25 protein-coding genes are annotated in these 26,449 nt (G+C 53.8%); 14 read left to right on the top strand and 11 right to left on the bottom strand.

Annotated features, from left to right (window positions below; genetic code table 11):
• Positions 1-29: 29 nt before the first annotated feature.
• From WNE31_RS01660 to WNE31_RS01650, 3 genes are read left to right on the top strand one after another with little or no spacing between them, the layout of a single operon-like run.
• On the top strand, positions 30-1,388 hold the full coding sequence (locus tag WNE31_RS01660) for a DUF2793 domain-containing protein (RefSeq protein WP_349977843.1): 1,359 nt from the start codon (positions 30-32) through the stop codon (positions 1,386-1,388).
• A 10-nt stretch (positions 1,389-1,398) separates the two neighbouring features.
• Positions 1,399-1,713, top strand: a complete 315-nt coding sequence (locus WNE31_RS01655; protein WP_349977842.1) for a hypothetical protein — start codon at positions 1,399-1,401, stop codon at positions 1,711-1,713.
• Complete coding sequence (locus WNE31_RS01650) at positions 1,710-1,919, top strand: hypothetical protein (RefSeq protein ID WP_349977841.1); 210 nt, start codon at positions 1,710-1,712, stop codon at positions 1,917-1,919. The genes WNE31_RS01655 and WNE31_RS01650 overlap by 4 nt, the downstream gene beginning before the upstream one ends.
• Positions 1,920-1,921: 2 nt before the next feature.
• Here WNE31_RS01650 and WNE31_RS01645 read toward each other — a convergent pair whose 3' ends face one another.
• Positions 1,922-3,241 (bottom strand): UDP-glucose dehydrogenase family protein, encoded by a 1,320-nt coding sequence (locus WNE31_RS01645; RefSeq protein ID WP_349977840.1) that lies wholly within the window; start codon positions 3,239-3,241, stop codon positions 1,922-1,924.
• A 235-nt stretch (positions 3,242-3,476) separates the two neighbouring features.
• On the opposite strand from WNE31_RS01645, the gene WNE31_RS01640 reads away from it, so the two are divergent.
• On the top strand, positions 3,477-4,934 hold the full coding sequence (locus tag WNE31_RS01640; RefSeq protein ID WP_349978246.1) for a mannose-1-phosphate guanylyltransferase/mannose-6-phosphate isomerase: 1,458 nt from the start codon (positions 3,477-3,479) through the stop codon (positions 4,932-4,934).
• A gap of 123 nt (positions 4,935-5,057) precedes the next feature.
• The gene (locus WNE31_RS01635; RefSeq protein ID WP_349977839.1) at positions 5,058-6,551 is read left to right on the top strand and encodes a calcium-binding protein; all 1,494 of its coding nucleotides are present in this window, start codon (positions 5,058-5,060) and stop codon (positions 6,549-6,551) included.
• 12 nt (positions 6,552-6,563) lie between these two features.
• Here the strand turns inward: WNE31_RS01635 and WNE31_RS01630 are convergent, their stop codons facing one another.
• The 4 genes from WNE31_RS01630 to WNE31_RS01615 form a co-directional block, all read right to left on the bottom strand.
• Positions 6,564-7,910: a calcium-binding protein gene (locus tag WNE31_RS01630; protein WP_349977838.1), complete on the bottom strand. Its 1,347-nt coding sequence runs from the start codon at positions 7,908-7,910 to the stop codon at positions 6,564-6,566.
• Positions 7,911-7,956: 46 nt separating this feature from the next.
• Entirely contained in the window at positions 7,957-9,015 is a 1,059-nt protein-coding gene (locus WNE31_RS01625) for an ATP-binding protein (protein WP_349977837.1), read from the bottom strand.
• The gene (locus tag WNE31_RS01620; protein WP_349977836.1) at positions 9,016-11,253 is read right to left on the bottom strand and encodes a glycoside hydrolase family 99-like domain-containing protein; all 2,238 of its coding nucleotides are present in this window, start codon (positions 11,251-11,253) and stop codon (positions 9,016-9,018) included.
• A gap of 89 nt (positions 11,254-11,342) precedes the next feature.
• Entirely contained in the window at positions 11,343-12,134 is a 792-nt protein-coding gene (locus WNE31_RS01615) for an ABC transporter permease (RefSeq protein ID WP_349977835.1), read from the bottom strand.
• Between the two features lie 300 nt (positions 12,135-12,434).
• On the opposite strand from WNE31_RS01615, the gene WNE31_RS01610 reads away from it, so the two are divergent.
• The 9 genes from WNE31_RS01610 (at position 12,435) to WNE31_RS01570 (ending at position 19,023) form a co-directional block, all read left to right on the top strand.
• Positions 12,435-13,499 (top strand): KpsE/RkpR family capsule polysaccharide export protein, encoded by a 1,065-nt coding sequence (locus WNE31_RS01610; RefSeq protein ID WP_349978245.1) that lies wholly within the window; start codon positions 12,435-12,437, stop codon positions 13,497-13,499.
• Positions 13,496-14,173, top strand: coding sequence for an ABC transporter ATP-binding protein (locus tag WNE31_RS01605; protein WP_349977834.1), 678 nt, complete (start codon positions 13,496-13,498; stop codon positions 14,171-14,173). Before WNE31_RS01610 ends, WNE31_RS01605 begins: the two co-directional genes overlap by 4 nt.
• Before the next feature lie 71 nt (positions 14,174-14,244).
• The gene (locus tag WNE31_RS01600) at positions 14,245-14,856 is read left to right on the top strand and encodes a ribonuclease D (RefSeq protein ID WP_349978244.1); all 612 of its coding nucleotides are present in this window, start codon (positions 14,245-14,247) and stop codon (positions 14,854-14,856) included.
• Entirely contained in the window at positions 14,856-15,824 is a 969-nt protein-coding gene (locus tag WNE31_RS01595; RefSeq protein ID WP_349977833.1) for a KpsF/GutQ family sugar-phosphate isomerase, read from the top strand. Before WNE31_RS01600 ends, WNE31_RS01595 begins: the two co-directional genes overlap by 1 nt.
• Positions 15,825-16,436, top strand: a complete 612-nt coding sequence (gene lptC / locus WNE31_RS01590) for an LPS export ABC transporter periplasmic protein LptC (RefSeq protein WP_349977832.1) — start codon at positions 15,825-15,827, stop codon at positions 16,434-16,436.
• A gap of 14 nt (positions 16,437-16,450) precedes the next feature.
• Positions 16,451-16,939: a lipopolysaccharide transport periplasmic protein LptA gene (gene lptA, locus WNE31_RS01585; protein WP_349977831.1), complete on the top strand. Its 489-nt coding sequence runs from the start codon at positions 16,451-16,453 to the stop codon at positions 16,937-16,939.
• Entirely contained in the window at positions 16,939-17,697 is a 759-nt protein-coding gene (lptB, locus tag WNE31_RS01580) for an LPS export ABC transporter ATP-binding protein (RefSeq protein WP_349977830.1), read from the top strand. The genes lptA and lptB overlap by 1 nt, the downstream gene beginning before the upstream one ends.
• Positions 17,698-17,946: 249 nt before the next feature.
• A complete protein-coding gene (gene hpf, locus WNE31_RS01575; protein WP_349977829.1) occupies positions 17,947-18,516 on the top strand; it encodes a ribosome hibernation-promoting factor, HPF/YfiA family in 570 nt (189 codons plus the stop codon).
• A 42-nt stretch (positions 18,517-18,558) separates the two neighbouring features.
• Positions 18,559-19,023, top strand: a complete 465-nt coding sequence (locus WNE31_RS01570; protein ID WP_349977828.1) for a PTS sugar transporter subunit IIA — start codon at positions 18,559-18,561, stop codon at positions 19,021-19,023.
• Between the two features lie 13 nt (positions 19,024-19,036).
• On the opposite strand, the gene WNE31_RS01565 is transcribed toward WNE31_RS01570, so the two are convergent.
• Genes WNE31_RS01565 through galU form a run of 6 tightly spaced genes read right to left on the bottom strand, consistent with a single transcriptional unit; the run spans position 19,037 to position 26,362 of the window.
• Positions 19,037-20,464 (bottom strand): sulfotransferase family 2 domain-containing protein, encoded by a 1,428-nt coding sequence (locus WNE31_RS01565; RefSeq protein ID WP_349977827.1) that lies wholly within the window; start codon positions 20,462-20,464, stop codon positions 19,037-19,039.
• A 5-nt stretch (positions 20,465-20,469) separates the two neighbouring features.
• Positions 20,470-22,167: a DUF5927 domain-containing protein gene (locus WNE31_RS01560; protein WP_349977826.1), complete on the bottom strand. Its 1,698-nt coding sequence runs from the start codon at positions 22,165-22,167 to the stop codon at positions 20,470-20,472.
• The gene (locus tag WNE31_RS01555; RefSeq protein WP_349977825.1) at positions 22,164-23,174 is read right to left on the bottom strand and encodes a glycosyltransferase family 2 protein; all 1,011 of its coding nucleotides are present in this window, start codon (positions 23,172-23,174) and stop codon (positions 22,164-22,166) included. The genes WNE31_RS01560 and WNE31_RS01555 overlap by 4 nt, the downstream gene beginning before the upstream one ends.
• Positions 23,175-23,226: 52 nt before the next feature.
• Positions 23,227-24,426: a glycosyltransferase family 4 protein gene (locus tag WNE31_RS01550; RefSeq protein WP_349977824.1), complete on the bottom strand. Its 1,200-nt coding sequence runs from the start codon at positions 24,424-24,426 to the stop codon at positions 23,227-23,229.
• A 37-nt stretch (positions 24,427-24,463) separates the two neighbouring features.
• Complete coding sequence (galE, locus tag WNE31_RS01545; RefSeq protein WP_349977823.1) at positions 24,464-25,450, bottom strand: UDP-glucose 4-epimerase GalE; 987 nt, start codon at positions 25,448-25,450, stop codon at positions 24,464-24,466.
• A gap of 18 nt (positions 25,451-25,468) precedes the next feature.
• A complete protein-coding gene (gene galU, locus WNE31_RS01540; RefSeq protein WP_349977822.1) occupies positions 25,469-26,362 on the bottom strand; it encodes a UTP--glucose-1-phosphate uridylyltransferase GalU in 894 nt (297 codons plus the stop codon).
• Positions 26,363-26,449: the final 87 nt, after the last annotated feature.

Genomic DNA, 26,449 nt, shown 5'->3' with positions numbered 1-26,449 from the left:
TGTGCCCACAGCAAAAAGCAGGACTTCGCATGTATTCTTCCAGATTAGGCTTGCCCTATTTGCAGCCTTCACAGGCCCAAAAACACGTTACTCATAATGAAGCTCTTCAGAAGCTGGATCTGATCACACAGATTTCTGTAGAGTGCTTCGCGCTTGATGACCCACCCACGGCGCTGGAAGCCGGACAAACATTTGCATTGGGAGCAAACCCCACTGGTGAGTGGTCGGGCCATGCCTTTGATCTTGCGTGTTGGGGGGGGGAGGCTTGGCTGTTCATCACTCCGCAGCGGGGGTGGATTGCATGGGGGAGATGCGAACAGGAACTGCGGGTGTGGAATGGCGCAGATTGGGTAGCTACGACTCATACACCCGAACACGCGCCGTTTTTTGGAATCAGTGCCATTGCAGACGAAACCAACCGCCTCTCGGTGGCGGCCGATGCCACCCTGTTCAGCCACGCTGGCGCGGGGCATCAACTCAAGGTCAACAAGGCTACCAGTTCAGATACGGCAGCTTTGCTATTCCAATCCGTTTGGCAGGGGCACGCCGAACTTGGATTGGCGGGCGACAACATGTTCACAGTCAAAGTCAGCGACGATGGGCAGACCTGGCACAACTCTCTGAGCATAGATCCAAGTGATCAGAGCATTTCTCTCACTGCAGGATCCTCCGAAGTCAGGGTCTCGGACACAGGTACTGCCATTGAAGGTACCTTGACCGGATCAGCGGTGCAGGCCTCAGTGCTTGATGACGGGGACGGGAAAGTGATGCGTGTTGGTGCGTTTGGACTTGGGTCCAACACTGCACCAATCACAACGGATATAGACCTGTCGAACTCTATTTCGACCGGGTTCTATTTTGTCGAAAACACCGCTTCGGGCGACAAACCCGAAGCATCGGGCCATCTCATTCAAATGAGAAATGGGGGGGACACCACCTATGCAGACACCCTGCACGCCTTTGTGACCCGCAGCAATTTGTGGCTTCGTGGGTTTGATGGAGGCGCATGGTCGGATTGGACGGGCTTGGGCGGAGTGCACGGCAGCAATCAGAACGGCACTTTCCTGAAGCTTCCGGACGGCACGTTGCTTTGCTCGGTCACAGGAAACCTCACGCGGGTGGCTGCTGGCATGCTCTCATTTACCTGGACTTTTCCGGCAAACTTTCTCGCAGGAAGCGCACAAGAAATTGTCGTTCTACCGGTGTGGGACAGAGTCGCTGCGTGGGCGATCGCGCCCGGGCCCAACGAAATATCAACCCCGTTCATTGCCTCTACGACGGAAAATTCGACCACTGTCCAGGCACGCTTGCTGCCAAACCCCAGCAACTCTTTCGCGTCCACCGACGCCGGCTTCACGCGTGTCTTGGCTATAGGACGCTGGAAATAAGGAACGCATTATGAGAATAACACTTTCCCCCCAACATCGGACCGAATGCCTCTACGCTTCGGTTGAGGGCGACACACTCACACTCAACGGCGAAACATTCGATTTTTCCGAGATTCCCGAGGGAGCGACTTTACCTGTGGCTGCGATCTCTTCCAATTGGTTTGCTGGCGACGTTGAACGAAAAGAAGGGCAATTGCGCGTTGTCTTGTTTCTTCCACATGGATGCAAAGCCCCGTTGGCAACACGCTTTCCCGAACCGATCACAATCTCGTCCGGGGCGATTGACTTGCCACCATATGACCTTGCAAGCGGAGAGCCAGAATGACCAACATCGACTTTTCACAAATGATCACCTCGCAGGCCAAGCAAGAAACGCTATGCCAAATGGAGCGGGACACCAAGATCAGGGAAGCCACGGCATATCTGGAAAATACCGACTGGTATGTCGTGCGCGCAGCCGAAACTGGCAAACCGATTCCACAATCGGTTCTGGAAAAGCGCGCTGAATGTCGAAACGAAATCAGCGGATAGGCTTAAGCCGAATACCCAGCACGGCCGATGCTCTCGTATGCTGTAAAGCCAGCTTTGCGGGCATCTTTGACGGAATAGATGTTTCTCAAGTCTGCCATACGGGGCATCGCCATCTTCTTAGCTATCCGTTTAAGATCCAAGGCGCGGAATTCATTCCATTCCGTTAGAATGACAAGCAAATCGGCGTTATGGCATGCTTTATAGGCATCTTCGCTCCATTGAACGCCAGGCAACAGGGCCTCACCTTCGTGATGGCCCTGTGGGTCATACACGCGCACCTTGGCTCCGCCGCCGACCAGCGCAGGCACCAGCGTCAGACTAGGAGCATCGCGCATATCATCCGTATTCGGCTTGAAGGTGACCCCCAGAACCGCAACGGTCTTGCCATTGAAACTGCCCTCGCAGAGATCAAGCAACTTATCGACCATGCGGCGTTTCACTTCCTCATTTACTTTAATGACCGTTTCAGTGATCTGCATCGGAACCGCATGTTCCTGACCGATGCGGGCAAGGGCTTTGGTGTCTTTTGGGAAACAGGATCCACCATATCCCGGCCCGGCATGAAGAAATTTGTCGCCAATGCGATTGTCCATTCCCATCCCGCGCGAGACCTGTTTGATGTCCGCACCCACGCGTTCACAAAGCGACGCAATTTCATTGATAAAAGTGATCTTGGTGGCGAGAAACGCGTTGGCCGCGTATTTTATCATTTCGGCACTTTCCAGATCGGTCACAACGACCGGAAAATCCCTAAGATATAGTGGCCTGTAGATTTCTTGCATGACCTCGGCCGCACGATCGTTTTGAACACCCACGACAACGCGGTCCGGCTTCATGAAATCCTCAATTGCAGCTCCTTCACGCAAAAACTCGGGGTTCGAAGCGACGTCGAAATCCAAATTTGGATTGGCTTTTTTCACAGTTTGCTTAACTTGGCGGTTGGTTCCCACAGGCACCGTGGATTTCGTAACTATGACAACGTATTCATTCGCAGCAGCCGCAATTTCCTCAGCCGCAGCCATGACATAGGTTAGGTCTGCATGCCCATCGCCGCGGCGCGTCGGTGTTCCTACGGCGATGAAAACAGCGTCCGCACCATCTACCGCACTTGCAAGGTCCAAGGTAAAGCTCAGGCGGCCCGCTTGCACGTTCTTTGCCATAAGTGCTTCAAGGCCCGGCTCGTAGATTGGTACTTCTCCTCGTTCAAGCATTTCGATCTTTTCGGGATTCTTGTCCACGCAGACCACGTCGTGCCCAAAATCCGAAAAACAAACCCCCGAGACCAGACCGACATAGCCTGTACCAATCATCGCAATACGCATTTTGCCTCACCACTCTTGCCTTGGAGACTGTTTTCGCTGGTGTCAGTTTATATGCAAGTAGTTTTTAAGGGGAGATGTCGAATTGGCTCAGAAGCGGCACGCTCCACCAAGCGCTATCGCTTTGCCGCTCGGGCGATTTCACGCGTCACGCCATGGCTGAGGTGTCTTGGCGATGGACCTGTCGCGCATGATGGCCTATCCAGAACAAGAACCATTTTCCAGAGCGGACAACGAGATGACCAAGACCGGCAAGGCAATCATTACTCCTGTGATCATGTGTGGTGGTTCCGGTACCAGGTTGTGGCCGCTGTCGCGCAAGAGTTTTCCCAAACAGTTCGCCCGGCTGGCCGGTGACCAAAGCCTGTTTCAAGCCTGTGCAAGACGCATGTCAGGTGCACAGTTCGCGGCTCCGTTGGTCCTTACCAACTCCGATTTCCGTTTCATTGTTACGGAACAGCTTTTGGATGTTGGAATAGAACCCGGACCGGTCCTGATTGAACCAAAAGGAAAGAATACAGCGCCTGCCATTCTCGCGGCGGCTTTGTTTCTTCATGACAAGGATCCGGATGCCGTAATGCTGGTTGCACCGTCCGACCATGTTGTACCTGACACCGCAACCTTCCACGAGGCCGTTGACGAAGGGTTGCGTGTTGTTCAGGAGGACAACGTTCTTGTCACCTTCGGGATCACACCTGACCGCCCCGAAACCGGGTATGGATATCTGGAACTAAGCTCTGAACCGGACGGGTCTGGGGTTGCAATCCCACTGAAAAAATTCGTGGAAAAGCCGGATGCCGCACGCGCAGCGCAGATGCTCTTAGATGGAAACTATCTCTGGAACGCCGGTATTTTCCTTTTCTCTGTCAAGTCTATCATAACGGCCTTCGAAACGCTCGCCGGCGACCTTGTGCCACCCGTTCGGAACTCTGTTGAAAAGGCTGAGGTTGATCTCGGATTTCTGCGGCTTGACCCAGAGTCTTGGGAAGCGAGCAAAGATATTTCAATCGACTATGCGGTGATGGAAAAAGCAAGCGATCTGTCCGTCGTGCCGTATAACGGGACGTGGTCTGATTTGGGCAGCTGGGAAGCCGTGATGCGCGAAGACACCCCAGATGGCAATGGTGTGGTGATGTCCGGACCAGTTACATCAATTGACTGCATCGACACCTTGCTACGCTCAGAGGACAAAGACCTCGAACTGGTTGGCATCGGTCTTGAAAACACTCTGGTTGTCGCGATGCGTGATGCGGTTCTTGTCGCGGACATGGATCGCGCGCAAGATGTCAAACTTGCTGTGGCGGCCCTGAAGGAAAAGTCAGCACGCCAAGCCGAGAGTTTCGCGATGGATCATCGGCCATGGGGTCACTTCGAAACTTTGGCATTGTCTGATCGTTTTCAGGTCAAACGCATCGTCGTCAAACCGGGTGCGGCTTTGTCCCTGCAAAGCCATGTTCATCGCTCTGAACACTGGATCGTAGTGGAAGGTACCGCACGGGTTACCGTGGACGACGACATTCGTTTGGTTAGTGAAAACGAGTCGATTTATATCCCGCTTGGCGCCGTGCATCGCATGGAGAACCCCGGCAAGGTTCCAATGGTATTGATCGAGGTGCAAACCGGTACTTACTTGGGTGAGGATGATATCATCCGGTATGAAGACCTTTATGCCCGAGGTCAGGGCGCCAAAGGGTAACCGGCAAAAGCAATCAGATATAAGTTGAGCAAAGCGCCTTCTTTCTGCCGCAATTCCTTAAGCAGCAGTTAATGCACATCTAGCACCCTCTCGCATGGGGGCACCTGTGTGTGGGAGTACGGGGTGCATTATCTAGGTTTTGAAACCGCCTTGGCGGACCGGGAAGATTTTTCTTTGTCCGGGGTCACTTTCCTGAACGTGTTTTCAGAAAATGGCGCCATTTGGCTGCTGGCGGGATCTACAGCGACAAATTCGATAAGCCGGTTCAGCATTAACGAAGGGGCGATCTTATCTGCTTCGGGCGTATACTGGCGAAGCAATGGCGCGGGCTATGGGGCCGACGAAGCGCTTAGTATTTCGGTCGAATCGGAAACACGACTCATGACTTTTGACCACCAACACGGGGCAGTGTCGCAACTGGTCATTGAGGACGCTATCACACCAGGTTCCCTCCTGAATTTGCTGGACCAGGAGGGAGATCCGGTCTTGCTTGCGGCGATGACAAGTTTCGCGGTGGAAAACGCGACATTTCTCGCTGGAGCAAGACCGGACGGAACAGGGCTGCTTGTCTATCGTTTCGTCGAAAACTGGCGGGTGATGTTGCAAATCGAATTACCTGATACACCCAAAGCGGCCGTCGCAGGTACCTCTTCAATCATTGAAATCAAGATTGGTGAGACCGTTTTTCTGGTTTCTGCCAGTCAAACCGAAAGCGGGCTTACCAGTTTTCGGTTTCAGGAAGACGGTTCAGTCTCAATGACCGACTCTATTGCCGCAGAGGACGGGCTTTGGGTTTCTGGGTATTCTCAGATCGCCCACGCAACGGTCGACGCGCAGGAATTCGTTGTCTGCGCGTCTCCGGGTTCCAGTACACTTAGTGTTGTAAGGCTGAATCCCATGGGGGTCTTTTTTGTAAGCGATATTGAAAACGATACGCGCGAAACCCGCTTTCAAAACATTTCTGCCCTAGAAACATTTAACGTAGGCGAGCGCAGTTTTATCATCGCCGGCGGGTCGGATGCGGGGCTATCCCTGTACGAATTGCTTCCGGGTGGGGATCTGCACCATCATCAAAGCCTGAGCCAGACGGGCAGTTGGCAATTCGGCCCTATCGAGACAATCCGAGCCGCTGTTTTGGACGCTGAAGTGCAGATTTTTGTAACTGGGACAGCCAGAGGTGGAATCGCACAGTTCACTTTTTCCTTGGATCGCCTTGGGGTTCAGCAAACGGGCTCAAGCGCCGCAGACTCGCTTGAAGGGGCGGCACTAGATGATGTTCTTATTGGTTTTTCCGGAAATGACCGTCTGCAAGGGGGGGACGGGAACGATACCCTATTCGACGGAACTGGTATTGATACCCTTGAGGGCGGGCATGGTGCGGACATATTTGTCCTGACTGGAGACGGTCAAGAAGACACGGTGCGCCAATTCCAGAAAGGTACCGATCGGTTGGACGTGTCAGACTGGGGGATGATCTACGACCACACCGCCCTGACCTTCCGCGCCCATCGGGACGGTGCAACAATCACATACAGGGATGAGGTGCTTCACATTCGCACCATGGACAGCCGCGCGATTTCCTCTGCCTTGTGGGATGCGGATGATTTCATTTTCTGAGGGTTGTCCGCCTCAACCCATCAGTTCGATTATCTCGGATCCAATTTGCAAATTGATACTGTTTTGACCGGCACCATCAACCAGAGCCCAAATGATCTGGCCCGTTGGACGAAATATCACGAAAACTTCTGATACACTTGCTTCACCAGCCCCTGATGTATAGGCGTAGTTGACCTGAAACTGCTCGCCACGCGCGGTGCTGTCTCCAAAAACAAGACGGTCTCCTTCTTGGGCGCGATAGTCCTGAACCCAATCAGCACCGTGATCCCAAAGGCCGATATGAAAAAACCTGTCTTCGCCAGTTCCCCCATTGATGCGGTCATGCCCGAAGCCCCCATTCAAAAAATCACTTCCATCCCCTCCGAAAAGCACATCTGACCAAGCGCTGCCCGACAGGATATCATCTCCGGAACCGCCAATGATGGTATCAACACCAAAGGCTCCGAGAATAGTGTCATTGCCCCCGTCCCCACGCAGTACGTCGTTTCCATATCCACCGTTGATCGAGTCGTCTCCATCGCCGCCGTAGATTTCATCGCTGAGATCATCCTCTGTCTCACCGCCGACGAGATAGTCATCTCCTGAAAACCCGATAATCGTATCCCGTCCAGGCCCACCCGAAAGAGAGTCATGCCCGTCGGTTCCTTCGAGGCGCCGATCAAGATGAGCGCCTCCAACCAACATCCCGTCGCGCAACTCGAAGATCCAGAGACCAGAGCGCCCGGAATTCCCGGCTTCGTTAGTAAGAGACGCAAACGCGGGGAGGCCTTCCGGCGTAATCCAACCTGTCACTTCACTGCTAAACCCAACCCGCGCACCGGCATCTTCCGGGGCGGTACCTTGGGTCCAGTCAATTCTCTGATATCGAAAGACGATATCGATATCCCCCTGACCGCGATCATAGAGCTGTAGCTGGAACGTGTTGAGGTCTGTCGCATTCCGCCGGTAAACGCCGACCTGAAACCAAGTCACGGTAGCAACATCAGAAGTCAAATCGAGATCTACATGAATCGCGCCACTTTCTGGCGCTTCCCCATCCAGTCGCGTATCAACATCCCCCCAGAAAGGTGCAATCATATTTCGCGCAGCATCAGCGTTTTCGAGGGTTGGGAAATCCAAGAAAGCGGCGCCGAAAGTCAGTGTACCGTTTTGGTTTATAAACACTGCATTGGCCGCCAACCTGTGTCCAAACCAGTTGATGCCGTTTTCAAATATGCTGGTTAGGTCAATTCTGAACGAGGTGTCATCGCCGCGGGGGACCTGGACTTCTCCAAATCCGTGTGATCCCCCAAGGCTATCGATTATCATTCCGGAACCTTCGACTGGCAATTTCGCCCCCACAAGAAGAAGGGCAAACATGTCAGTAAAGGATTGCTAATTCGTAAGCTTCAAGAGAACACGATGCTCACTCGGTATCGACAACCTTCTGTTGCGGCTGCTGTTCTTTCTGCGCGAGCTTCATCTGCAACTGTGAACAACGCGCTGCGAGACGACGCGAGATACCGGCCCAGAAATCAGCACGCAATTCATCCCGAAAATGGGACACCTGCCCGACTTCTGCAGGCGTCACAGCAAAGTCTGGCTGGTATTTCGCACGGCGTTTGCGCAGCTTTTCATTGCTGGCGTTGAAATGCTTTGCAAGCACCTCGAAATCCTGCCGACGGAACACACAGGTCTTTCTGTCTTTGCCCCAGCGTTCGGCCAGGATGGCATCGATAATGTCAAACAGCCATTTCGGGGCGACAAAGTTGGGCGAAACAACACTGCTGGCCCAAGTGGCAATCGCGTCACGAGAGACGTTTGACGCTCCACCATTCACCTCTTTGAGGTCATCGGCCGACAAGGTCGGGCAATACCGCTTGAGAATTGCGCCGATCACGCCGCCGGGCTCCTTTCGGATCGTACTGAAGTCGAGAAGCGTAATTTCCGACTCGTCAAACGTCTCCAGCAAACGGTCAAGCAACAAGTTGTAATCCAGCCAAAGCTCGTTCCATATACCATTCTCGATCCCCGGCTTCACCATTTTAACCGGATCGGGCTGCACGGTGGTCTTCGACATCTCCTGATACACGGATTGCATGAACTGCCACTGTGTCCGCAAGGTGCAAACAACTTCGATTTCGTCAAAGTCAGACAGCAATTGCCGCACTTCGTCGAAATCGACATTCGCTTCGTTTCCACCACGCGAAAACTCTTCACTGCTCAGGAACAGGGTGACATCCTGATCGGCGTATTCTTTCGCGAGCTTCAGGAACTCCATCCGGCTTCCCTCGGGCAGCCGGTACATGTTAGGCAAACGCCCCCATGCGCAGACCAATCCGTGATGTCCGGTGATCTTGGGACCTGCAAGTCGCGGGTAAATCAGCCCTGCCTTTGCGAGAAGTTCCGAGTTCTCATAAAAGGTATCTTGTATTGTTGTGGTCGCTGTCTTGTGCGTGCCGATATGCAGTACAACCTTCGACATTTAGGCTACACGCTCCTGCTCTGCGCTTTCCTCGACAGATCCGATGCGTTCCTGCAGGACTTCAAGATACATGCGGCCGTATTTCTCGCTTGGTTCCAAAACCGCCTTTTCCGCCCATTCGTTCCATGCATTGATGAACAGCTCAGACCGATAAGAGTCTTCTATGCGCTGCTCTAGAACATCATCCAGCCAACGGCCAAAGCTCGCGGGGTTGGCTCCATAAGCAACGTGCGCTTTCAGACCGCGACGCGCCGTGTTGTCCCAACTTGGCATGACCCCGCAAATAGTCTTTTCGGGCAAGGTCGCACGGTAGCTTTTGGAAACCGAATTCTTCATGACTTTCTTGTAGTCATACACAAGGCCTTCGAATCCGTCCGCGACGGCCCGATGCAGGATGTTGCCCTGCGGACCACCAAACAGATAGTCGTCTCCGGTCACCATCCCGTGCGGCGGCATCTCGATCCAGAAATCGAACACATCGTTGTCAACGTCAGAGTCACCCGACACGTGGAAACACACCGCGCCAAGTTCGACTTCGTCAATACCTGCCTTTCGCCAGGCATCACGCATTCTTTTCACACTGCCCGAGGGGTCTGGCATGTCTTCGGGTCGGTAAATCACAAAGCGCGGACGCTTGCCGTCCGGTTTCTGATAGCGCGGGTCACGCATGTAAGGCAGTGAATCCGCCACCAGTTTTTCTTCGAATCCATCGGCATAGGTCTGCTCCAGCAAAACAGTACCGGACAAACCATCCCAGTTCCGTCGCCAGCTTTCATTGGCCCAGCAGAGATAGAAAGGAAAATCTATCTCAGGACGGTCAAGCAGTCGGTTCATCGGCTCTTCCAGAACCCGACGGCCGTCAAACCAGTAATGATAGACACAGAACGCATCGATCCCGGCTTCGCGTGCCAGCTCGGCCTGTTGGCCCATGATTTCTGTCAGACGCAGGTCGTAAAAGCCAAGGTCCGAGGGAATAAGAGGCTGTGTGTGCCCGGGGAACAATGAATGCGCAGAAACGGTGCCGCGCCACTCGGTAAACCCTTTACCCCACCATTCATCGTTTTCTTTGATCGGGTGGAATTGCGGCAGGTAGAATGCACTGGTGAAACCCGGTTTTTTGACAGGCTTTTGCCCACCAAGTTCGGCGACCTGCGTGGTCTGCAACACATCCTGACCTGCCTCGATGGCAAGGAAACCCATGACACGTTCAAGGGCATGCGCAACTGTCCCATCGACCTGCGCGTATTCCACGTCAAACTCGCCCTCGTGAAGGTGCATGGCCTTCAACAGCTTCAAAATGGTCGGCTTGATCCAGTAAATCGACCCAGCCGGGAATGAGAGATGGCTTCCGTCGATCTCGATTTCGAGCCGGCGCAACAAGGACTGCGTCAACTCGAGGTTGGACCCCCACCACTTTTCGCCAGTGAAGTGTTGTCCGTCCGCAACCCAGAACGCGGCTTTGCGATCATCGACAAATGCCTCCAGCATCTGTTCGAGGTTCTCTTTAGGCAGAATGCCCTCGATCAGATGCCGGCGCCAGATGTCACCATCGTCGCGGTGAGGCGATTTTTTGGTGTGAATTTTGCACACTGCGTCATAGTCATCGAATGCACCCGCGTTCAAGAGGTTCATGAAAGGCAGGATATCCCGACCGCGATTTGGCATCATGGCGACAACCGCGTTCGGATAGTCGGACGAAATCTCTTTCGCTAGTTCATCCGTCTCTTCCCCACGATAGGTCAGGGTCACATAGAGATCATAGTCAAACTCGAGGCGTTCAAGCGTTTCTGCGAACTCGGGCCACAAATCCGGGTAATAGAGGTGCATCACAATCGCAAAGCGCGCAGTATCCCGTGCCGCGCCGAAAACCATCTTAGGCGTTTTCTTGGCCGGAAACTCTTCCACTTTCGGAAGTTCTTTGGTCACCCGGTCTTCCTTGATGCCGACAGTGGCGTAGTGCATCAACGGCGACATGCCGGTCGAGGCGACATCAGGGTTATACCGAAGGTAGGCCGTGGGCGAAAAATCCGGATTGGGCCGGAAGCCCATTTTCTCGCCATAAACGATGTAGTGCCGCAAAGGGAATTTCAGGAAAAGGTCGTTCACCTGCGGGTATGCGCCGCAATAGTATACGGGGTCAAAGGTTCCCGTGGCTTTGGCGGCCGCCATGAGTTTGCGTTCATCAGAATTCAGAAGAAAAATGCGGCTGAACCTTGCAGCCTTATCAATAAGAGACATTCGGAAAATTCCTGTATCGTCGTCCAAGCCTAAGCTTCATTTCAATGACGCAATAGCAACGCATCCGACGAGAACCAAGACCTTTCGCGTCAAGCACCCTCATCCATGATATAGCGATGGTGTTTATTGAGCAGAAGAAAGCCGAAAAACAGCAAAATGGCAGCAAGTGTATAAACGTAGAGCGGAGAAGACAACGAAGCGTCATAGGACGGATAGAACGCAGCCCGCATCTCCATCACGATATGTGACACGGGGTTGATGAGCAGGTAAGTCCGGAACGGTTCACTGATTTCATCGATCAAAAACAGAATACCGGACAAAATAAACAGCGGCCGGTTCAGGATCGTCCAGATATTCGTCCAGATTGGAAAACGACTCATCACATAGCAATTCACAACGCCAATACCGATCCCCAACCCAAAGGTCATGAGAAAAGCATTACACATCCTGAGAACATCAATATTGAGCTGAAGATCCAGAGCAAAGCGCAATCCAATAAAGAACAGAGCAAAAACAATCAGGCTGGTCAGCGTATTCAGGATCGACCGAGCCGCGATCGCATCGACGTATGTAATGTTCGGATAGGCCAAAAGGTTTTTGTTGAATTTAATCGACTGCCCGACCTTGTTGCTCAGATCGTTGTAAAGCATGAAGGGAAAATAGCCCGTCGCATAAAACAGCTCGAAACTGGCACCCAAAGCCGGCGCCCTGAAAGCATAAGAAAAGATTGCAGCCAACAATGCAATCGCCAGGACAGGCTCAAGAATTGCCCAAACATATCCACCCGGTGACCGACCGTAAGTTGTAGACATCTCGCGCAGCATCAGGGCGAAAATGGCCCGCGCTCCCGGAAACGAACGATTTGAAACGGCGGCTGTCACCTGTGAGAACCTCTTACCAGGGCTTTATATTCATCAACCATTTGCATATGGATCGATTTTGATATTCCTTAAAGCATCATTTCTTGTAAGACGATGTCAAAATCTCTCTTCGAAAAAGAGGCCAGCGCCATTTCCAGCCAAACGCCCAATCCGCAAGCGAACCAAGCGGCCAATCAAGCACAAAAGGCTCCGCCTAAACAGCCGCCAAATGCCGCTGCCCAGAAACGCCCCCCCATGCCGGGGCCGGCCAGCCCCGCGCACGCAAAAAAGCGGCATTGGGGCATTCTGGTCAGTTTCGCAGTGTTCTTCTTGGCGCCCCTCGCGGCGACGCTTTACTATTTATATGTTATTGCCGAAGACCAATATGCTTCGTTTGTGGGCTTCTCGGTAAAGTCCGAAGAATCAGCAAGCGCAACGGATCTTTTGGGCGGTCTCAGCAGTTTCTCGAGCTCGAGCTCTTCTGACACGGATATTCTGTTCCAGTTTATCCAAAGCCAGGAACTCATCAGCCGGATCAACCAGAGCATCAATCTGGAAGAGATCTATTCCCGCCCGGATTTCGACCCGGTATTTTCATATAATCCCGATGGTACCATTGAAGACCTAGTGAGCTACTGGCCTTGGATGGTGCGGGTTGATCTGGACGCCAAGACAAATCTTATCGAACTGCGCGTTCAGGCCTTCACGCCGGAAGATGCCCAACTTGTCGCGCAAGAGATCGTCAATGAATCTTCAGCCATGATCAACCGCCTTTCGGCTATCGCGCGCGAGGATTCGACCCGCTATGCCCGGGCGGATCTGGAAAAGGCGCTTGAGCGTTTGAAACTAGCCCGAGAGAACCTCACCAAATTCCGCTCGGAAACCCAGATCGTCGATCCGACCGCGGATCTCCAAGGCCAGATGGGATTGTTGAATTCACTCGAAGCTCAATTGGCGTCCGCGCAGATCGAACTCAACCTCTTGCTCGAAACCGCGCGCGAGGGCGATCCGCGCATCGCACAGGCTGAACGGCGCATAATTGTCATCAAGGATCTGATTGACGAGGAACGGGCCAAATTCGGGATTGGCGGCAATGCCCGCACAAACGAGCGCGACTATTCCACGCTTGTCGGTGAATTCGAACGTCTCATGGTCGAACTCGAGTATGCACAACAGACGTATCTGGGGGCGCAAGCCGCGCTGGATACCGCACTTGCAGAAGCGCAACGCACAAGCCGCTATCTCGCGACGTTTACGCAACCGACACTGGCAGAAAGTGCACGATATCCTCAGCGGGGCATTATCGCGCTCATCACGGGTATGTTCCTTTTGCTGGCGTGGTCGGTTGGCGTGTTGATCTTCTACAGCGTCCGGGACCGTAGATGATCGAACTGCGCCACCTGACAAAGACCTACAGTATTGATGGCGTTGTCAAACACGTTGCGCGCGACATCAACTTTACGTTTCCCACCGGGGAAAGTGTTGCCCTGATCGGTCGCAACGGGGCTGGCAAGTCGACGATGCTCAAGATGATCGCTGGCACAATCGCCCCGACCTCCGGCGAGATCGTCTCGACGGGATCCATTTCTTGGCCCGTCGGATTCGCAGGAAGCTTTCATGGTGATCTGACTGGCGCCCAAAATGTCAAATTTGTCGCGCGCATCTACGGTGTCGACACAACCGAAATGATTGAATTCTGTCAGAGGTTTGCGCAGATCGGTGGGCATTTTCACCTTCCTGTCCGCACCTATTCTTCGGGTATGAAATCACGGCTGGCATTTGCAATGTCAATGGCCATCCCGTTCGACACCTACCTCATCGACGAAGTCACCGCCGTGGGCGATGCGGCTTTCCAGGCCAAAAGTGCCGCTATGCTGCGCGACCGGTTGAAAACAAGCGGTGCCGTAGTGGTTGCGCACGCCCCGGTACTACTGCGCAGCCTCTGCACATCCGGTGTTGTCTTGGATAACGGCCGTTTCTTTTACTATGCCAAGGTCGATAAGGCACTTGAACACCACGAGCACCTGATGAAGGGGCGTCTGCCCCCCTGGATGAAGTGACACGACTGACAAACATTGAAACGTCAGACCGAAAACCGTACATGCTGATCATCGGCAACCCCGAGGCGGAAATGACAAACTACCTTTACCAGAATGACCTGCCGGACAATCTTGATTTGGGTCCGGTCGTCGCGATTGACTGCGAAACCATGGGGTTGAACCCCCATCGGGATCGGCTGTGTGTGATTCAGATGTCTGGCGGCGACGGCAATGCCCATTTGGTTCAGGTCACAAAAGGCCAGACCGAAGCACCAAACCTGTGCCGGATGCTTGAGAACCCAGATGTGCTCAAGCTGTTTCACTTCGGACGGTTTGATATTGCCGCAATGTACCATGCATTTGGCGCCCTGACCGCACCAGTTTACTGCACCAAGATCGCATCCAAACTGGTGCGCACCTATACCGACCGACATGGCCTCAAGAACCTGCTTCAGGAACTGGTCGGCGTGGATATTTCCAAGCAACAGCAAATGAGCGACTGGGGTGCCAAAACTCTGACCGCTGCCCAACTGGAATATGCAGCTTCCGATGTTTTGTACCTGCATCAGCTTCGGGACGAACTGAACAAGCGCCTTGAGAGGGAAGGCCGAACCGCGATGGCACAAGCCTGTTTCGATTTCCTGCCGATGCGCGCCCGCCTTGACCTTGCCGGTTGGCCCGAACAGGACATTTTTGCGCACTGATGACCGATACACCCAAATTTCTCGAGACAGCACGGCGCGTGATTGCCACCGAGGCCCGCGCACTGGATCAGCTTGAAGCCAGCCTTGGAGATGAGTTTGACACGGCTGTGGACATCATGCTGTCCGCCACCGGACGCGTGATTGTCTCGGGCATGGGCAAATCGGGGCATATCGCCCGCAAGATTGCCGCCACCTTGGCAAGCACGGGAACCCCTGCACATTTCGTGCACCCGGCAGAGGCCAGCCACGGTGATCTGGGCATGATGGCACAGGGGGACGTGGCCCTTGTGCTTTCCAACTCTGGCGAGACTCCCGAACTAGCGGATGTCATCGCTTACACGCGCCGTTTCAAAATCCCGATGATCGGCGTGGCCAGCCGGTCCGACTCGACGCTGATCAAACAATCTGATGTTGGTCTGATCCTGCCGCGCGCTGAGGAAGCCTGTGGAACAGGAGTCGTCCCGACAAGCTCGACGACGATGACCCTTGCCCTCGGAGATGCCTTGGCTGTCGCGCTGATGGAACACCGCGCCTTTACACCCGAGCATTTTCGCGAGTTTCACCCCGGCGGCAAACTTGGTGCCCAACTTAGCCGCGTGCGCGACCTGATGCATGCTGGCGACGCGCTCCCACTTGTCACTTTGGACACCCCAATGTCGGACGTTTTGCTCGAAATAAGTCGGAAAGGTTTCGGGGTGGTCGGGGTTACCGATCAGAACGGCGCCTTGGGCGGGATCATCACGGATGGTGACCTGCGCCGCCATATGGAGGGACTTCTCGACCACAGTGCTCATCAGGTCATGACTGAAAGCCCGACCACCATTGCCCCAGACGCATTGGCGGAAGAAGCGGTAGCCGTTATGAACGATCGCAAGATTACCTGTCTCTTCGTTCTGGATCCTGAGAAGTCCGCAGCACCCATCGGCTTTCTGCACATACATGATTGCCTGCGAGTCGGCCTGGGTTAGGTGGCCGCTGACACGGTGACGTATTCTCGCTTCATATCCCTTCTCAAGATCGTGCTTTCGTTGCTCGCTCTGGGGCTATTGTCGACATTATTTCTTGTGCAGCGCAACATTGGCAACAACAGTGACGGAATCGTACCGTTTGCCGATGTAGAGCTTGAAAAACGCCTTAAGAACCAACAAATCACAGCGCCTTTCTTTTCGGGCAAGACCAGTGATGGACATCTTGTGGCGTTTAACGCGGAAACCGCTCAGCCAAATGTAGATGACGCCGGCCATTCCGAAGCGTCGAACATTGACGCCCAGATCGACCTTGCCGACGGCTCGCGTCTGACAATGTCTTCCGAACTTGGCGTTATCGACAACAAGGCCCACGAAGCCACGCTAATGGGTGAGGTCACGCTTACCAGCTCGAACGGATATACCCTGACCAGCCAACGCCTGATTTCAGGCATGCGAGAGCTTGAAATTCGAAGCCCGGGAGAGGTGCTTGGCACTGGACCTGCAGGAGATTTTACGGCAGGTAAGATGCACGTCTTGAACGATATTGATGAAGATGCCGTTTATTTGTTTTTCACAAACGGTGTGAAATTGATATACACACCCAAAAAGTAAACGGGAATGCTGCCTTGCCGTTCAAAGTCATAGTTGCCTTGCTCTTTTTCTGCGTGCCGGTTTCGTTGCTCGCGCAGAATTTTCAGATTGCCTTTGGTGGGCTTCAACAGGACACCTCTCAGCCCGTTCAGGTCACATCCGACAACCTGTCTTTGAACCAGAAAGACGGCAGTGCGGTTTTTGACGGAAATGTACTGATCGTTCAGGGCGAGATGCGGCTTTCTGCACCTTCTGTGAGCGTGTTCTATAATCAGGACAATCAGGGCATCTCTCGCATGATCGCCACGGGGCGGGTACTTCTGGTCAAATCCGAAGATGCTGCCGAAGCGGATACCGCAGAATATGATGTCGACGCTGGCACCATTGTCATGTCCGGCAATGTCCTGCTCAGCCAGGGCGTCAATACGCTCGCGTCTGATAAGATGACGGTAGATCTCGAAAGCGGCGCTGCACAGATGCATGGGCGCGTGAAAACCATCATGCGTTCCGAGGACGACAACTGATGGCAAAGCCCGCACTAAAAGTCACAGATGGAGGCTCGGGTCTTAGGGTAGAGAACCTGCGGAAAAGCTATCGCAAGCGTGTCGTGATCCGTGATTTCAGCATGGAACTTCAACGCGGTGAGGTGGTCGCGCTTCTCGGGCCCAATGGCAGCGGCAAAACTACGACTTTTTATGCGGTTGCAGGTCTGGTTGTCCCCGAAGGCGGGCGTGTCACTATCGACGGGCGCGACGTAACGACTCTGCCAATGTATCGGCGTGCAAAAATGGGGATCGGCTATCTGCCCCAGGAGATGTCGATTTTTCGCGGCCTGAGTGTAGAAGAAAATATCACTGCGATCCTCGATATCTCTCAAAAAGACCGCCACAAGCGCCGCGAGAGGCTGGAAGAGCTCTTGTCCGAGTTTTCGATTGAACACCTCAGACGCGCGCCTGCCCTTGCGCTCTCGGGCGGGGAACGCCGCAGGGTAGAGATAGCGCGATGCCTTGCCGCCAATCCAAAATACCTGTTGCTCGACGAACCGTTTGCCGGTGTGGACCCGATCTCGGTCGGAGAAATCCGTCACCTTGTTGCAGATCTGAAGAAACGGGGAATCGGTGTGCTCATTACAGACCACAACGTGCGCGAGACGCTGGAAATTGTGGATCGGGCCTACATCTTGCACGACGGCAAGGTGTTGATGTCAGGCTCGCCCGAAGATGTGGTCGAGAACGAAAACGTGCGCCGCGTGTATCTCGGCGAGAACTTCAAGATCTCCTGACTGGAAAAATTTGCGCGTTTCGCGTGCGAAATTTGATCCGGGATCATTGACACCCTTCGCCGCCTGTTCTCAAATATGGCTATGACATTTTCGGAACTCGCACCTCTGACTCGTGCGGCCTTTGTTGAAAGGCCCGGTTTCGGTCAAGGTTTGGAAATGTCCAATCCCAGCATTCGAACCTGAGCCTCTGGTGGCGTCTATTGCACGCCCCCGGACCGTGGTTCGACATGTCATCGCAAAGGAGACAGAATGCGCTACCAAATTACCGGAAAACATATTGATGTTGGTGATGCCCTTCAGACTCATGTCAAAGATGAGTTGAGCACGGTCGTAAGCAAATATGCAGAACGTCCAACAGACGCCAATATCGTATTCTCCAAAAGCGCACATGAATACGTCTGCGAAGCTACCGTTCACCTGTCGACAGGATTGACGGCGCAGGCCAAGGCACACGCAACCGAAATCTATGCGGCCTTTGACGATTGCAACGAAAAGATGGAGAAACAGCTGCGCCGCTATAAGCGCCGCCTGAAGGACCATCACCGTGATCGCGCGGAACCGGTTGAACTCTTCGGTGCGTCCTCTTATATCCTCGCTTCGGAAGGGGAGACCACCGAAGCCGAGCCCGAGACGCTTCAGCCAATGATCATTGCCGAGATGGAAACCAAGATCCCATCCCTGAGCGTTGGCGAAGCCGTAATGCAAATGGAACTCGCTGGCGCGCCGGTACTGGTCTTCCGAAACGAGGGAAAAGACGGAGTAAATGTGGTCTATCGCCGGGACGACGGCAACATAGGCTGGATTGATCCGCAAGGATAATGCGACAGTGACCCTAAGGTCTCTGTCTGGAGATACGGGCATATGGACCTTTTCACGATCCTGAGGCCTGAGGCGGTCAAAGTTGTTTCGGCCGCCTCGAGCAAAAAACGCTTGCTGCACGCTCTCGGCGAATTGAGTGAATCTGCCTACGGGCTGGATTCAACCCGTGTGGTTGAGGCGCTGCAAGAGCGCGAGAACCTAGGGCCTACCGGTGTTGGTAAGGGCGTGGCCCTGCCCCACGCCAGGCTGGAAGGTCTGGACCGCGTTGTCGGCGCGTTTATCCTTTTGGAAAAACCTGTTGATTTCAGTTCGGTAGATCGGCAACCCGTCGATATCGCCTTTGCCTTGTTCGCCCCGGAGGAAGCTGGAGTTGAACACCTAAAGGCCTTGGCTCTGGTGTCGCGCACGCTGCGCGAGACCGCCGTTTGCGCAAAGCTGCGCGCCAATCCTGACCCGTCGACCTTGTTTTCTATCCTGACGGAAAACAAGAACGTTCAGGCGGCCTGACTCACCCTTCGGATCAGGCCCAGGCCCCAAATCCAAAGAGCAGATAGTCCCGCTGGTATACGTCCACGGTCAGCGCCTCGATCTCTTCGTCGTAGATTTCCGAGAGAGCGAACGGCTGATCTTCAGGGGCGTTCGCGGGATCGGAGGAATCCGTTTTGCCAACTTGCATGGCAAGGGCCGGCAGATAGGCGTTCATTTCGTCTTCGCGCACAATGACATCCGGGAACATCAGTTCTGAAAACCCGCGCAAAATGGAGGCCTGTGTCGCCCAGTGTGCATCGATTCGCACGCTGGTCTGCCCTGCAAGGTTCAACTTCAGAAACTTCAGGAACGCGACAAAGGCTGCGCGGTGCGCCGCAACATCATAGGAATCATCAGGCCCCTTGGCAGGAATTGGAAGCTTATACACCTTGCGCAATGTGTTGCGGATTTGCTTCATGCTACCGGGTCCGTCCGACAGGATGTACCGGCAAAACGCAGCATGCGCACGGGCAACCGGATGGCGAATGACCGTGAATTTTCGGTGTCCTGGGTGGGACCGCATCCATTTGCGCAGGTCCTTTTGGTTCATTTTGCGGATCAGTGCCTCTGGACCCGCTTCATCCAGTCCGGCCAACCACTCAAACACCTGATCTTCTGGCCCCGAGCGCACGGGCAGATAGAGCAAGGGTGTTTCCGGCGCGGCCGCATATGTGGGCACGACTGGTCCACGCCGAGGTTCAAAATTCGGTGTTCGGGTCAGGTTGAACCGGTCAAGCTCGGACAAAGATCTGGAAATCTCGTCAAAGTTCGACACTTTCTCGGAAACGGGACTCGGGTTCTGACGTTTCAGAGAATCATCAAGCTTTTCGAGTTGGTCTGACTGACCAAGAAAGCGTGCAAGCCCGTTCATTACATCAAGATCCTGAAGATCCTCGTAGGCAATATAGAATGCCGTCTGTCCCGTGACCTGAAGCGTGTTCATCAAAGCAACCTGAAAGCTCTGCAGGTCATCGGCATACACACTAAACTCCTCGGTATCAAAATGCACCTTCGTATCGCGGCGCCGACGCACGTCGGTCAACTTCCATTGGTTGGTCGCGCGCGCAATCTTGAGAGAGACATAGCTGTCGATCGGATTCCTGGTCAGCACGACCTTTGCACAGCGCGGGTCTTCCAAAGCGATGGGTAGCACCCGCGGATCGTGGTCGTGAAAGAACCGGAAACCGCCCATCACATCCTGTTGCGCCTTGATCGCCCGGATCAGAGTCAAGGGATCCTGTGTGCGAGTCGCAAGATCGACTCCCAGAATGCTGTCCTTGTTCGGATATCCGATGAACACCGGATTGAAGGCTTCGCCGTGGCATGTAATGCTGGGGAAAGCGTTCAGATTTGCTTCAAGAAAATTCGAACCGGTGCGCATTTCGGCCAGAACGATGAAATAGTCGAAAGAGTTGGACATCAATACTACTGCACGAGATAGGGTTTACGCGGGGAATCGGGTTGGTTCATGCCTGCGGGGTCTACGGCGAATTCCCCCATCAAATAGGGATGCATGCCCTGATTTTTGAGGTTTTGCAGAAACTGGCCGAACCCGGTCAGATCATTCATGCGCGGGGCCTCGGTCAGACGACGCAGCCTTATATGCCCCATTTCATCAATGATGCTTTGTAACGGCTCCATCGGGGCTTCAATGAACTCTGCCATGGTCCAGATACGCACACGCGCCTTGCAATACGGGGAACGCAACACTTTGAGCTGCTCGCTTTCGAGATGTTGAAGACGCGCAGCTTCCCGCCTCAAGTCCGCGAAATTCTGATTGGACTTGAACAAGGGAACAGCCCAAGCGCCGCTAATAACCGATATCTGCGCGTTTGGATCTTTTGCCAAGAACCAGATTGGAGCCGCCTCATCATTGGGGCCCAGTTGAAAGCACTGCCGCTCTCCGCGGGTGTTCCAGATCAAGTTCGTCAAAAAGGCAATCGGATTGTAATCACGCAATTCGGCGCTGTCGCATAGTGCGCCGTTGATCACCTTTTGCCCGCCTGAAAACTCGCATCTGTGGGGGGCAAAAAGGTGACCATGCACCTGAGTCTGGGTTGCCTTTGCTAGCCAAGGTTCAAAATTCTCGAACAGGTCGGAGAACCCCTGGAACACCGAATAACGACCACAGGTCATGCCATTTTCCCACCCATCGTTGGGAAAACGGCTTTGCATGTATAGGCCAGGACGGCCCCGCGTCCGGCGCTCAACAGCCTTCGCGAAGATCCGGTCGATTTTCGACGGATTCGGCTCGACCATCTTGATCGCGCCTTCCGGGCTTTTGAGGAACGCGTCATACAATTTGTTCGCACGTGGCCAAATTTTTCGGGCGACAAAACAATCCGACCGCCGCAGCAGCTGAAGATGGTCATCATAAAAGATGTGCGGCTTGCCTTGAAAATCGAACTTGGACAGTGTCAGCGAACGGCTTTCGATCTTGGTTGAATACAAGCGCGCTAGGCTTTGGAAATAACTTTCATCCGGGATCCAGACCTTCTTAAAATAGGCGTCATAAACGGACCTCTCGGGATCTTGCAGGATCGCCGAAAGTGTTTGGCGGGTTAGACACCACCATTGCGACCCCATATGCGGCACAAGACCTTGGGGGATACGTCGTTTGAAACGGATAAGACGTTGAAAATCAACATATTTATCAAATAGATAGCGGTGCTTTTTCCACGAGAACGGAAAGCGCAGCGTAAATCTCTCTGCGCTCAACCCGCCAACAGTCCAGGGCACTTCCGACGTAGTCGCTGACTCGATAAAATCGGTGTTTGGGCGCGCGGCAAGATAGTCGATCAGCTCTTGCACCGGCCGAAGGGGAAGACATGCCCCGGAAGACAGATAGACATGTCTGACTTCGGGAAACTCGGCCAGCATGAGCTCGGAACCTGATTGAGCCGCAGCGACAAGGCCCCATGCCCCCCATTCGCACTTGTGCCGGTCGCAGAACATCACAAGGGGGTCGTCTTCCAGGGCCTTGGCGAATTGCGAATAACGCTTGCTCGACACCTCGGCGTCGACATGGATCACGACGGGGCAACCAGACGCAGTCCAGTGGCGGGCGACCTGTTCCGCCCTGTCCAATGCTGTGTGGACAAGCATGACAATACCAACAGTCATGCCCAGTTCCCTTTCGACATCAGGCCCAGAATCTCAAGCTGCCGCCAGTTGATGTATTTTTCCGACCATTTGCACCAGAGTTCAGGGTTTTCTTTCAAAGACTCGGCATAGGCCAAATACTCGATGCTCGCCGCATAGTGTTGTTTGCGGTGCAACTCTTCTGCAGCCTTGACCGAAAACGTGTCGAGGAACTTGGCATGCAGCAAGATTCCAGATGCTTTTTCCCCGCCCCATTCGTCGTAAACCTGGTTCAAACCACGCGGCAATAACATGTGCGTTGAACTGACATAGGCATAACGGCGGTTCCATTTGACCAGTGGGACCTTGTTCAGGGCAGGCGCCTTTTCAGGGGCGTGTGGAAAGAATACACGGGCACGTGGCCCTCCTTGAATCCAGAGGTTTCCGAATTTTGGATTCTTCTCCATAGTATAGTTGCCGGCATCAAACCAACTGGCGATTTCCATCGGGTTCTGGCCCGCCCGATAGGGATGCTCGTCCAGACGCCCCTTTGGGTACATGTCCAACAACATCGCACTGAAGGATTTGATCGACGACGCATCAAGCCAGTCGGTGAGCGCCCGCAACGGGCGGGTATCGCAAAATGGGTAGATAAAGAACTCATCCGGGTCGACGACAAGGCACCAGTGCTTATGCCCGTACCGGAACTGCAACCAATTCAGCCAGTCCACACCAAAACGCGACCTCTTGTAGCTGCGTTTCGTGTGCCAGACCGACACATCGGGCTGTTCCGCAAGATATTCAAGCGAGCCATCATTGCTGTCATTGTCTACGATCAGGAAATGATTGATCCCGAGATCCCGGTAGTAATTCAGGAAATACGGCAGCCTGATGTGCTCGTTTCGCTGAGTCGAAAAAAGCAAAAGATCATTACGCTTGATCTTGTTGGTGCGATCGGAAATCGCCCGCAATTCGCGACGCTTGCGGATGGCACGCACCAGCCAGCGGCGTCGCTGCGTCCTTAACCGATATGACGTCCACAAACCCAAAGCGTTCTCTTTCCTGTTCTACTCGTACTTTCCGGCTTACGGAATTGCGATATCACGTCACCTTTAAGGCGATGTTGAAATGCGATTGCCAGTTTGGCGGATCAAATCTGCGCGGAATGTATACGTTTTGACTGCCCGAGTTTCGATCACGCTGCGCCAGATCAATAATTGCCTCCTTCCATGCATAACTGTCTGTAACGCTTGCGTAAACGGGATAATCACCTAACACTTCCCTTAGTACGGGAAGATCATTGCAGAGAACGGGCACCCCCAAGGCCGCCGCTTCGATGGGTGGCAAACCATAACCTTCGGCCAATGACGGGAAAACAAGGCCCGCTGACCCTTTGAGCAGGGCAGCAATGTATGCGTCGCTTGGCTGATTAAGCTCCAAAACATGGCGCCCATTTTTTCGGATCTGGTCAAGACGCGCGAACACGTCCTCGTTCATCCAGCCCCGCCGCCCACAGATCACAAGGGTCGGGATAACTTCCATTCCGGCAGAGGCTTCGAGTTCAGCCCATAGATCAAGGAGCAATCCATGATTTTTGCGAGGTTCTATTGTCCCGAGCGCTACGAAATATGGCGCTTTTAGCTCTTCCGGCAGAGATGGATTATCATCGATTTGGAAACAGCGCTCATCAAGACCCAAGTGTGCAACATGGATCGGCGGGACATCCCCCCAATTGGCCATATGCCGTTGCACATCCTCTTTGGAAACCTGTGAATTGCACAAAATCATATCCGCAAAACGCTGTGCCCGCATTAGAAACTTTTCGAATTTCTTTACCGATAACGGCGTCTGGTACTGCGGAAAATCAAGGGGAATCGTATCATGCAGAAAAAGTGTGACGCGCGCCTTTGGAACAGATTTGACCGACCAAAGTACACGCTCTGTCGCGTTGGCATGATCCACATTCACATACACCACGCCATCCGGCAAATACCGTTGCAACATTCGGGACAGGCGATTGGGCCGGCAACGCGCGATGCAGAATCTTCGCAGTTCAGCTTCGGTAATCCGTCGGTAATTGTTCGGCTTATGCAACACCCGAGACAGCATGTCCGGGGTGCCCCAAGGCACCTTGCCAGACAAGCGGGCAAGCATGGCTTTGGCGCCAGCGTCATCCAGCAGCACAAACCCAAGCTTGGTACGCACCAACCCGAAACACGGTTCAGACGCATCACATAAGGCTTTCAGATACGCCAGACAGACACGGTCCACCCCAGTGGGGCGACCCGACTGAAGGGACATGACCCGCGTCATCTCGAAAAGACGGGCGGGCGGTGCGTTATTTGTCGTAGTGTCCAGTCTGGTGCCACCTCCAGGCGTCGGAGATCATGGTTCCGAGATCAGATCGCGTAGGTTGCCATCCCAGTTCCTCTTCAGCGCGGGATGAGCCTGACACCAGTCGCGCGCAATCACCCGGACGACGTTCACCCTCGATAATTGGGACTTCTCGATTAGTGACGCCATTAGCGTGAGAAATCACCTCGCGCACCGAAAAACCTGTTCCACTGCCCAGATTGAACACCCTGTTAGGTTTATTCTCAAGCAACCACGTCAGCCCGAGCAGATGCGCATCCACCAGATCGCACACATGGACATAGTCCCTAATGCAGGTGCCATCTGGCGTATCGTAATCCGTGCCGAACACCGTAAGCGCCGGACGGCGCCCTTCGATTGCGTCCAGCATCAAGGGAACCAAATGCGTTTCGGGTTTATGAAATTCACCAATCTCGGCCTCGGGGTCGGCACCTGCAACGTTGAAGTATCGAAAGATCACGTGGCGCAAACCATGAGACTTTTCAAAATCAAACAGCATGTCTTCGATGGCGCGTTTAGAAGCCCCGTATGCGTTTATCGGGTGCTGTTGGCTGTTCTCATTCAGAACGACATTGTCCTGATCGCCATACGTCGCGCAGGTCGAAGAAAATACGAAATTCAGGCATTCACTCTCAATCGCAGCCTCTATCAGGTTCAAGGCACCCGTCACGTTTTCACGCCAGTATTTACCAGGCAGTTTCATGCTTTCTCCGACCTGGCTCAGAGCCGCGAAATGCAAGACGGCGACGGGGGCGTATTTGGCAAAAACTTCGCTGATACGCGCGGGATCCATCAAGTCCCCAAGCTCAAAAGGCCCGAATTGAACGGCGTCTTCCCAACCCGTGCTGAGGTTGTCAAACGTAACAGGCACATACCCTGCCCGGGCCAGCGCCTTACACGCATGTGATCCGATATAACCGGCACCACCTGTAACTAGGACATACTGCGTCATCAATGCCGCCTTGGCGAATTATTGCGCCGCTTGATCAGCGGCAAGCATTTCCCGCAAATACCCCGAGAGTTCATCGCGCAAATCGTCTCTTGCCAAGGCAAAAGCCACAGTCGCCTGAAGGAAACCCGCCTTGGAACCACAGTCGAAACGCTGGCCTCGGAAACGGAAGCCGTAGACGTCATTCCCCTGCTCAATCTCTTTGGCGATTGCATCAGTCAGCTGAATTTCACCACCCGCACCTGACTTCTGTTTGTTGAGCGTTCTGAGCACATTCGGAGACAGGATATAGCGACCAATCACGGCGAGGTTTGAAGGCGCCTCGTCGACGGGCGGTTTTTCAACCATGCCGTTGACCGATACCAGCGATCCCATATCCTCTTTCACATCAAGGACACCATAAGCTGAAGCTTTCTCTTTAGGCACCTCCATGGCCGCAACCATGCTACCTCCGGTCTCTTGATAAGCATCTACCATCTGTTTGAGACACGATTCTTCCGCAGCGATCACGTCGTCAGGCAAGATAACGGCGAATGGTTCGTTCGCGATAAGACGATGGGCACACCAGACAGCATGCCCCAGCCCCAGCGCGCGATGCTGGCGGATATAGGCGATCGCACCGCTGTCCATGTTTGTCGATTTGAGTGTTTCGAGCAATTCGATTTTGTTCTTCTGCCGCAACTCTCGTTCAAGCTGGGGCGCATGATCAAAGTAATCCTCTAGCGCCCCTTTGCCGCGCGAAGTCACAAAGATGAACTCTTTGATCCCCGCTTCACGCGCTTCATCGATGGCATATTGGACCAGCGGACGATCGACCAGGGTCATGATCTCCTTGGGCACCGATTTGGTTGCGGGAAGGAACCGGGTGCCAAGGCCAGCAACCGGGAAAATCGCTTTTGTAACTTTTTTACGCATACTCTTTCACCTCAAAACGCCACGATGAAATGAACTCAGATCATCTTCGAGCGTAGCTTTTGGAGATCGGCATTTCAATCTCCACCT

The organism is Shimia fortis, assembly GCF_040225985.1.
Lineage (GTDB): Bacteria > Pseudomonadota > Alphaproteobacteria > Rhodobacterales > Rhodobacteraceae > Shimia.
This window is presented reverse-complemented; position numbering and strand designations above follow the sequence as displayed.

Coding starts and splice junctions, on each gene's coding strand:
- WNE31_RS01660 (WP_349977843.1), top strand. CDS start 30: ATGTATTCTTCCAGATTAGGCTTGCCCTATTTGCAGCCTTCACAGGCC.
- WNE31_RS01655 (WP_349977842.1), top strand. CDS start 1,399: ATGAGAATAACACTTTCCCCCCAACATCGGACCGAATGCCTCTACGCT.
- WNE31_RS01650 (WP_349977841.1), top strand. CDS start 1,710: ATGACCAACATCGACTTTTCACAAATGATCACCTCGCAGGCCAAGCAA.
- WNE31_RS01645 (WP_349977840.1), bottom strand. CDS start 3,241: ATGCGTATTGCGATGATTGGTACAGGCTATGTCGGTCTGGTCTCGGGG.
- WNE31_RS01640 (WP_349978246.1), top strand. CDS start 3,477: ATGACCAAGACCGGCAAGGCAATCATTACTCCTGTGATCATGTGTGGT.
- WNE31_RS01630 (WP_349977838.1), bottom strand. CDS start 7,910: ATGTTTGCCCTTCTTCTTGTGGGGGCGAAATTGCCAGTCGAAGGTTCC.
- WNE31_RS01625 (WP_349977837.1), bottom strand. CDS start 9,015: ATGTCGAAGGTTGTACTGCATATCGGCACGCACAAGACAGCGACCACA.
- WNE31_RS01620 (WP_349977836.1), bottom strand. CDS start 11,253: ATGTCTCTTATTGATAAGGCTGCAAGGTTCAGCCGCATTTTTCTTCTG.
- WNE31_RS01605 (WP_349977834.1), top strand. CDS start 13,496: ATGATCGAACTGCGCCACCTGACAAAGACCTACAGTATTGATGGCGTT.
- WNE31_RS01600 (WP_349978244.1), top strand. CDS start 14,245: ATGACAAACTACCTTTACCAGAATGACCTGCCGGACAATCTTGATTTG.
- WNE31_RS01595 (WP_349977833.1), top strand. CDS start 14,856: ATGACCGATACACCCAAATTTCTCGAGACAGCACGGCGCGTGATTGCC.
- lptB (WP_349977830.1), top strand. CDS start 16,939: ATGGCAAAGCCCGCACTAAAAGTCACAGATGGAGGCTCGGGTCTTAGG.
- hpf (WP_349977829.1), top strand. CDS start 17,947: ATGCGCTACCAAATTACCGGAAAACATATTGATGTTGGTGATGCCCTT.
- WNE31_RS01570 (WP_349977828.1), top strand. CDS start 18,559: ATGGACCTTTTCACGATCCTGAGGCCTGAGGCGGTCAAAGTTGTTTCG.
- WNE31_RS01565 (WP_349977827.1), bottom strand. CDS start 20,464: ATGTCCAACTCTTTCGACTATTTCATCGTTCTGGCCGAAATGCGCACC.
- WNE31_RS01560 (WP_349977826.1), bottom strand. CDS start 22,167: ATGACTGTTGGTATTGTCATGCTTGTCCACACAGCATTGGACAGGGCG.
- WNE31_RS01550 (WP_349977824.1), bottom strand. CDS start 24,426: ATGTCCCTTCAGTCGGGTCGCCCCACTGGGGTGGACCGTGTCTGTCTG.
- galE (WP_349977823.1), bottom strand. CDS start 25,450: ATGACGCAGTATGTCCTAGTTACAGGTGGTGCCGGTTATATCGGATCA.
- galU (WP_349977822.1), bottom strand. CDS start 26,362: ATGCGTAAAAAAGTTACAAAAGCGATTTTCCCGGTTGCTGGCCTTGGC.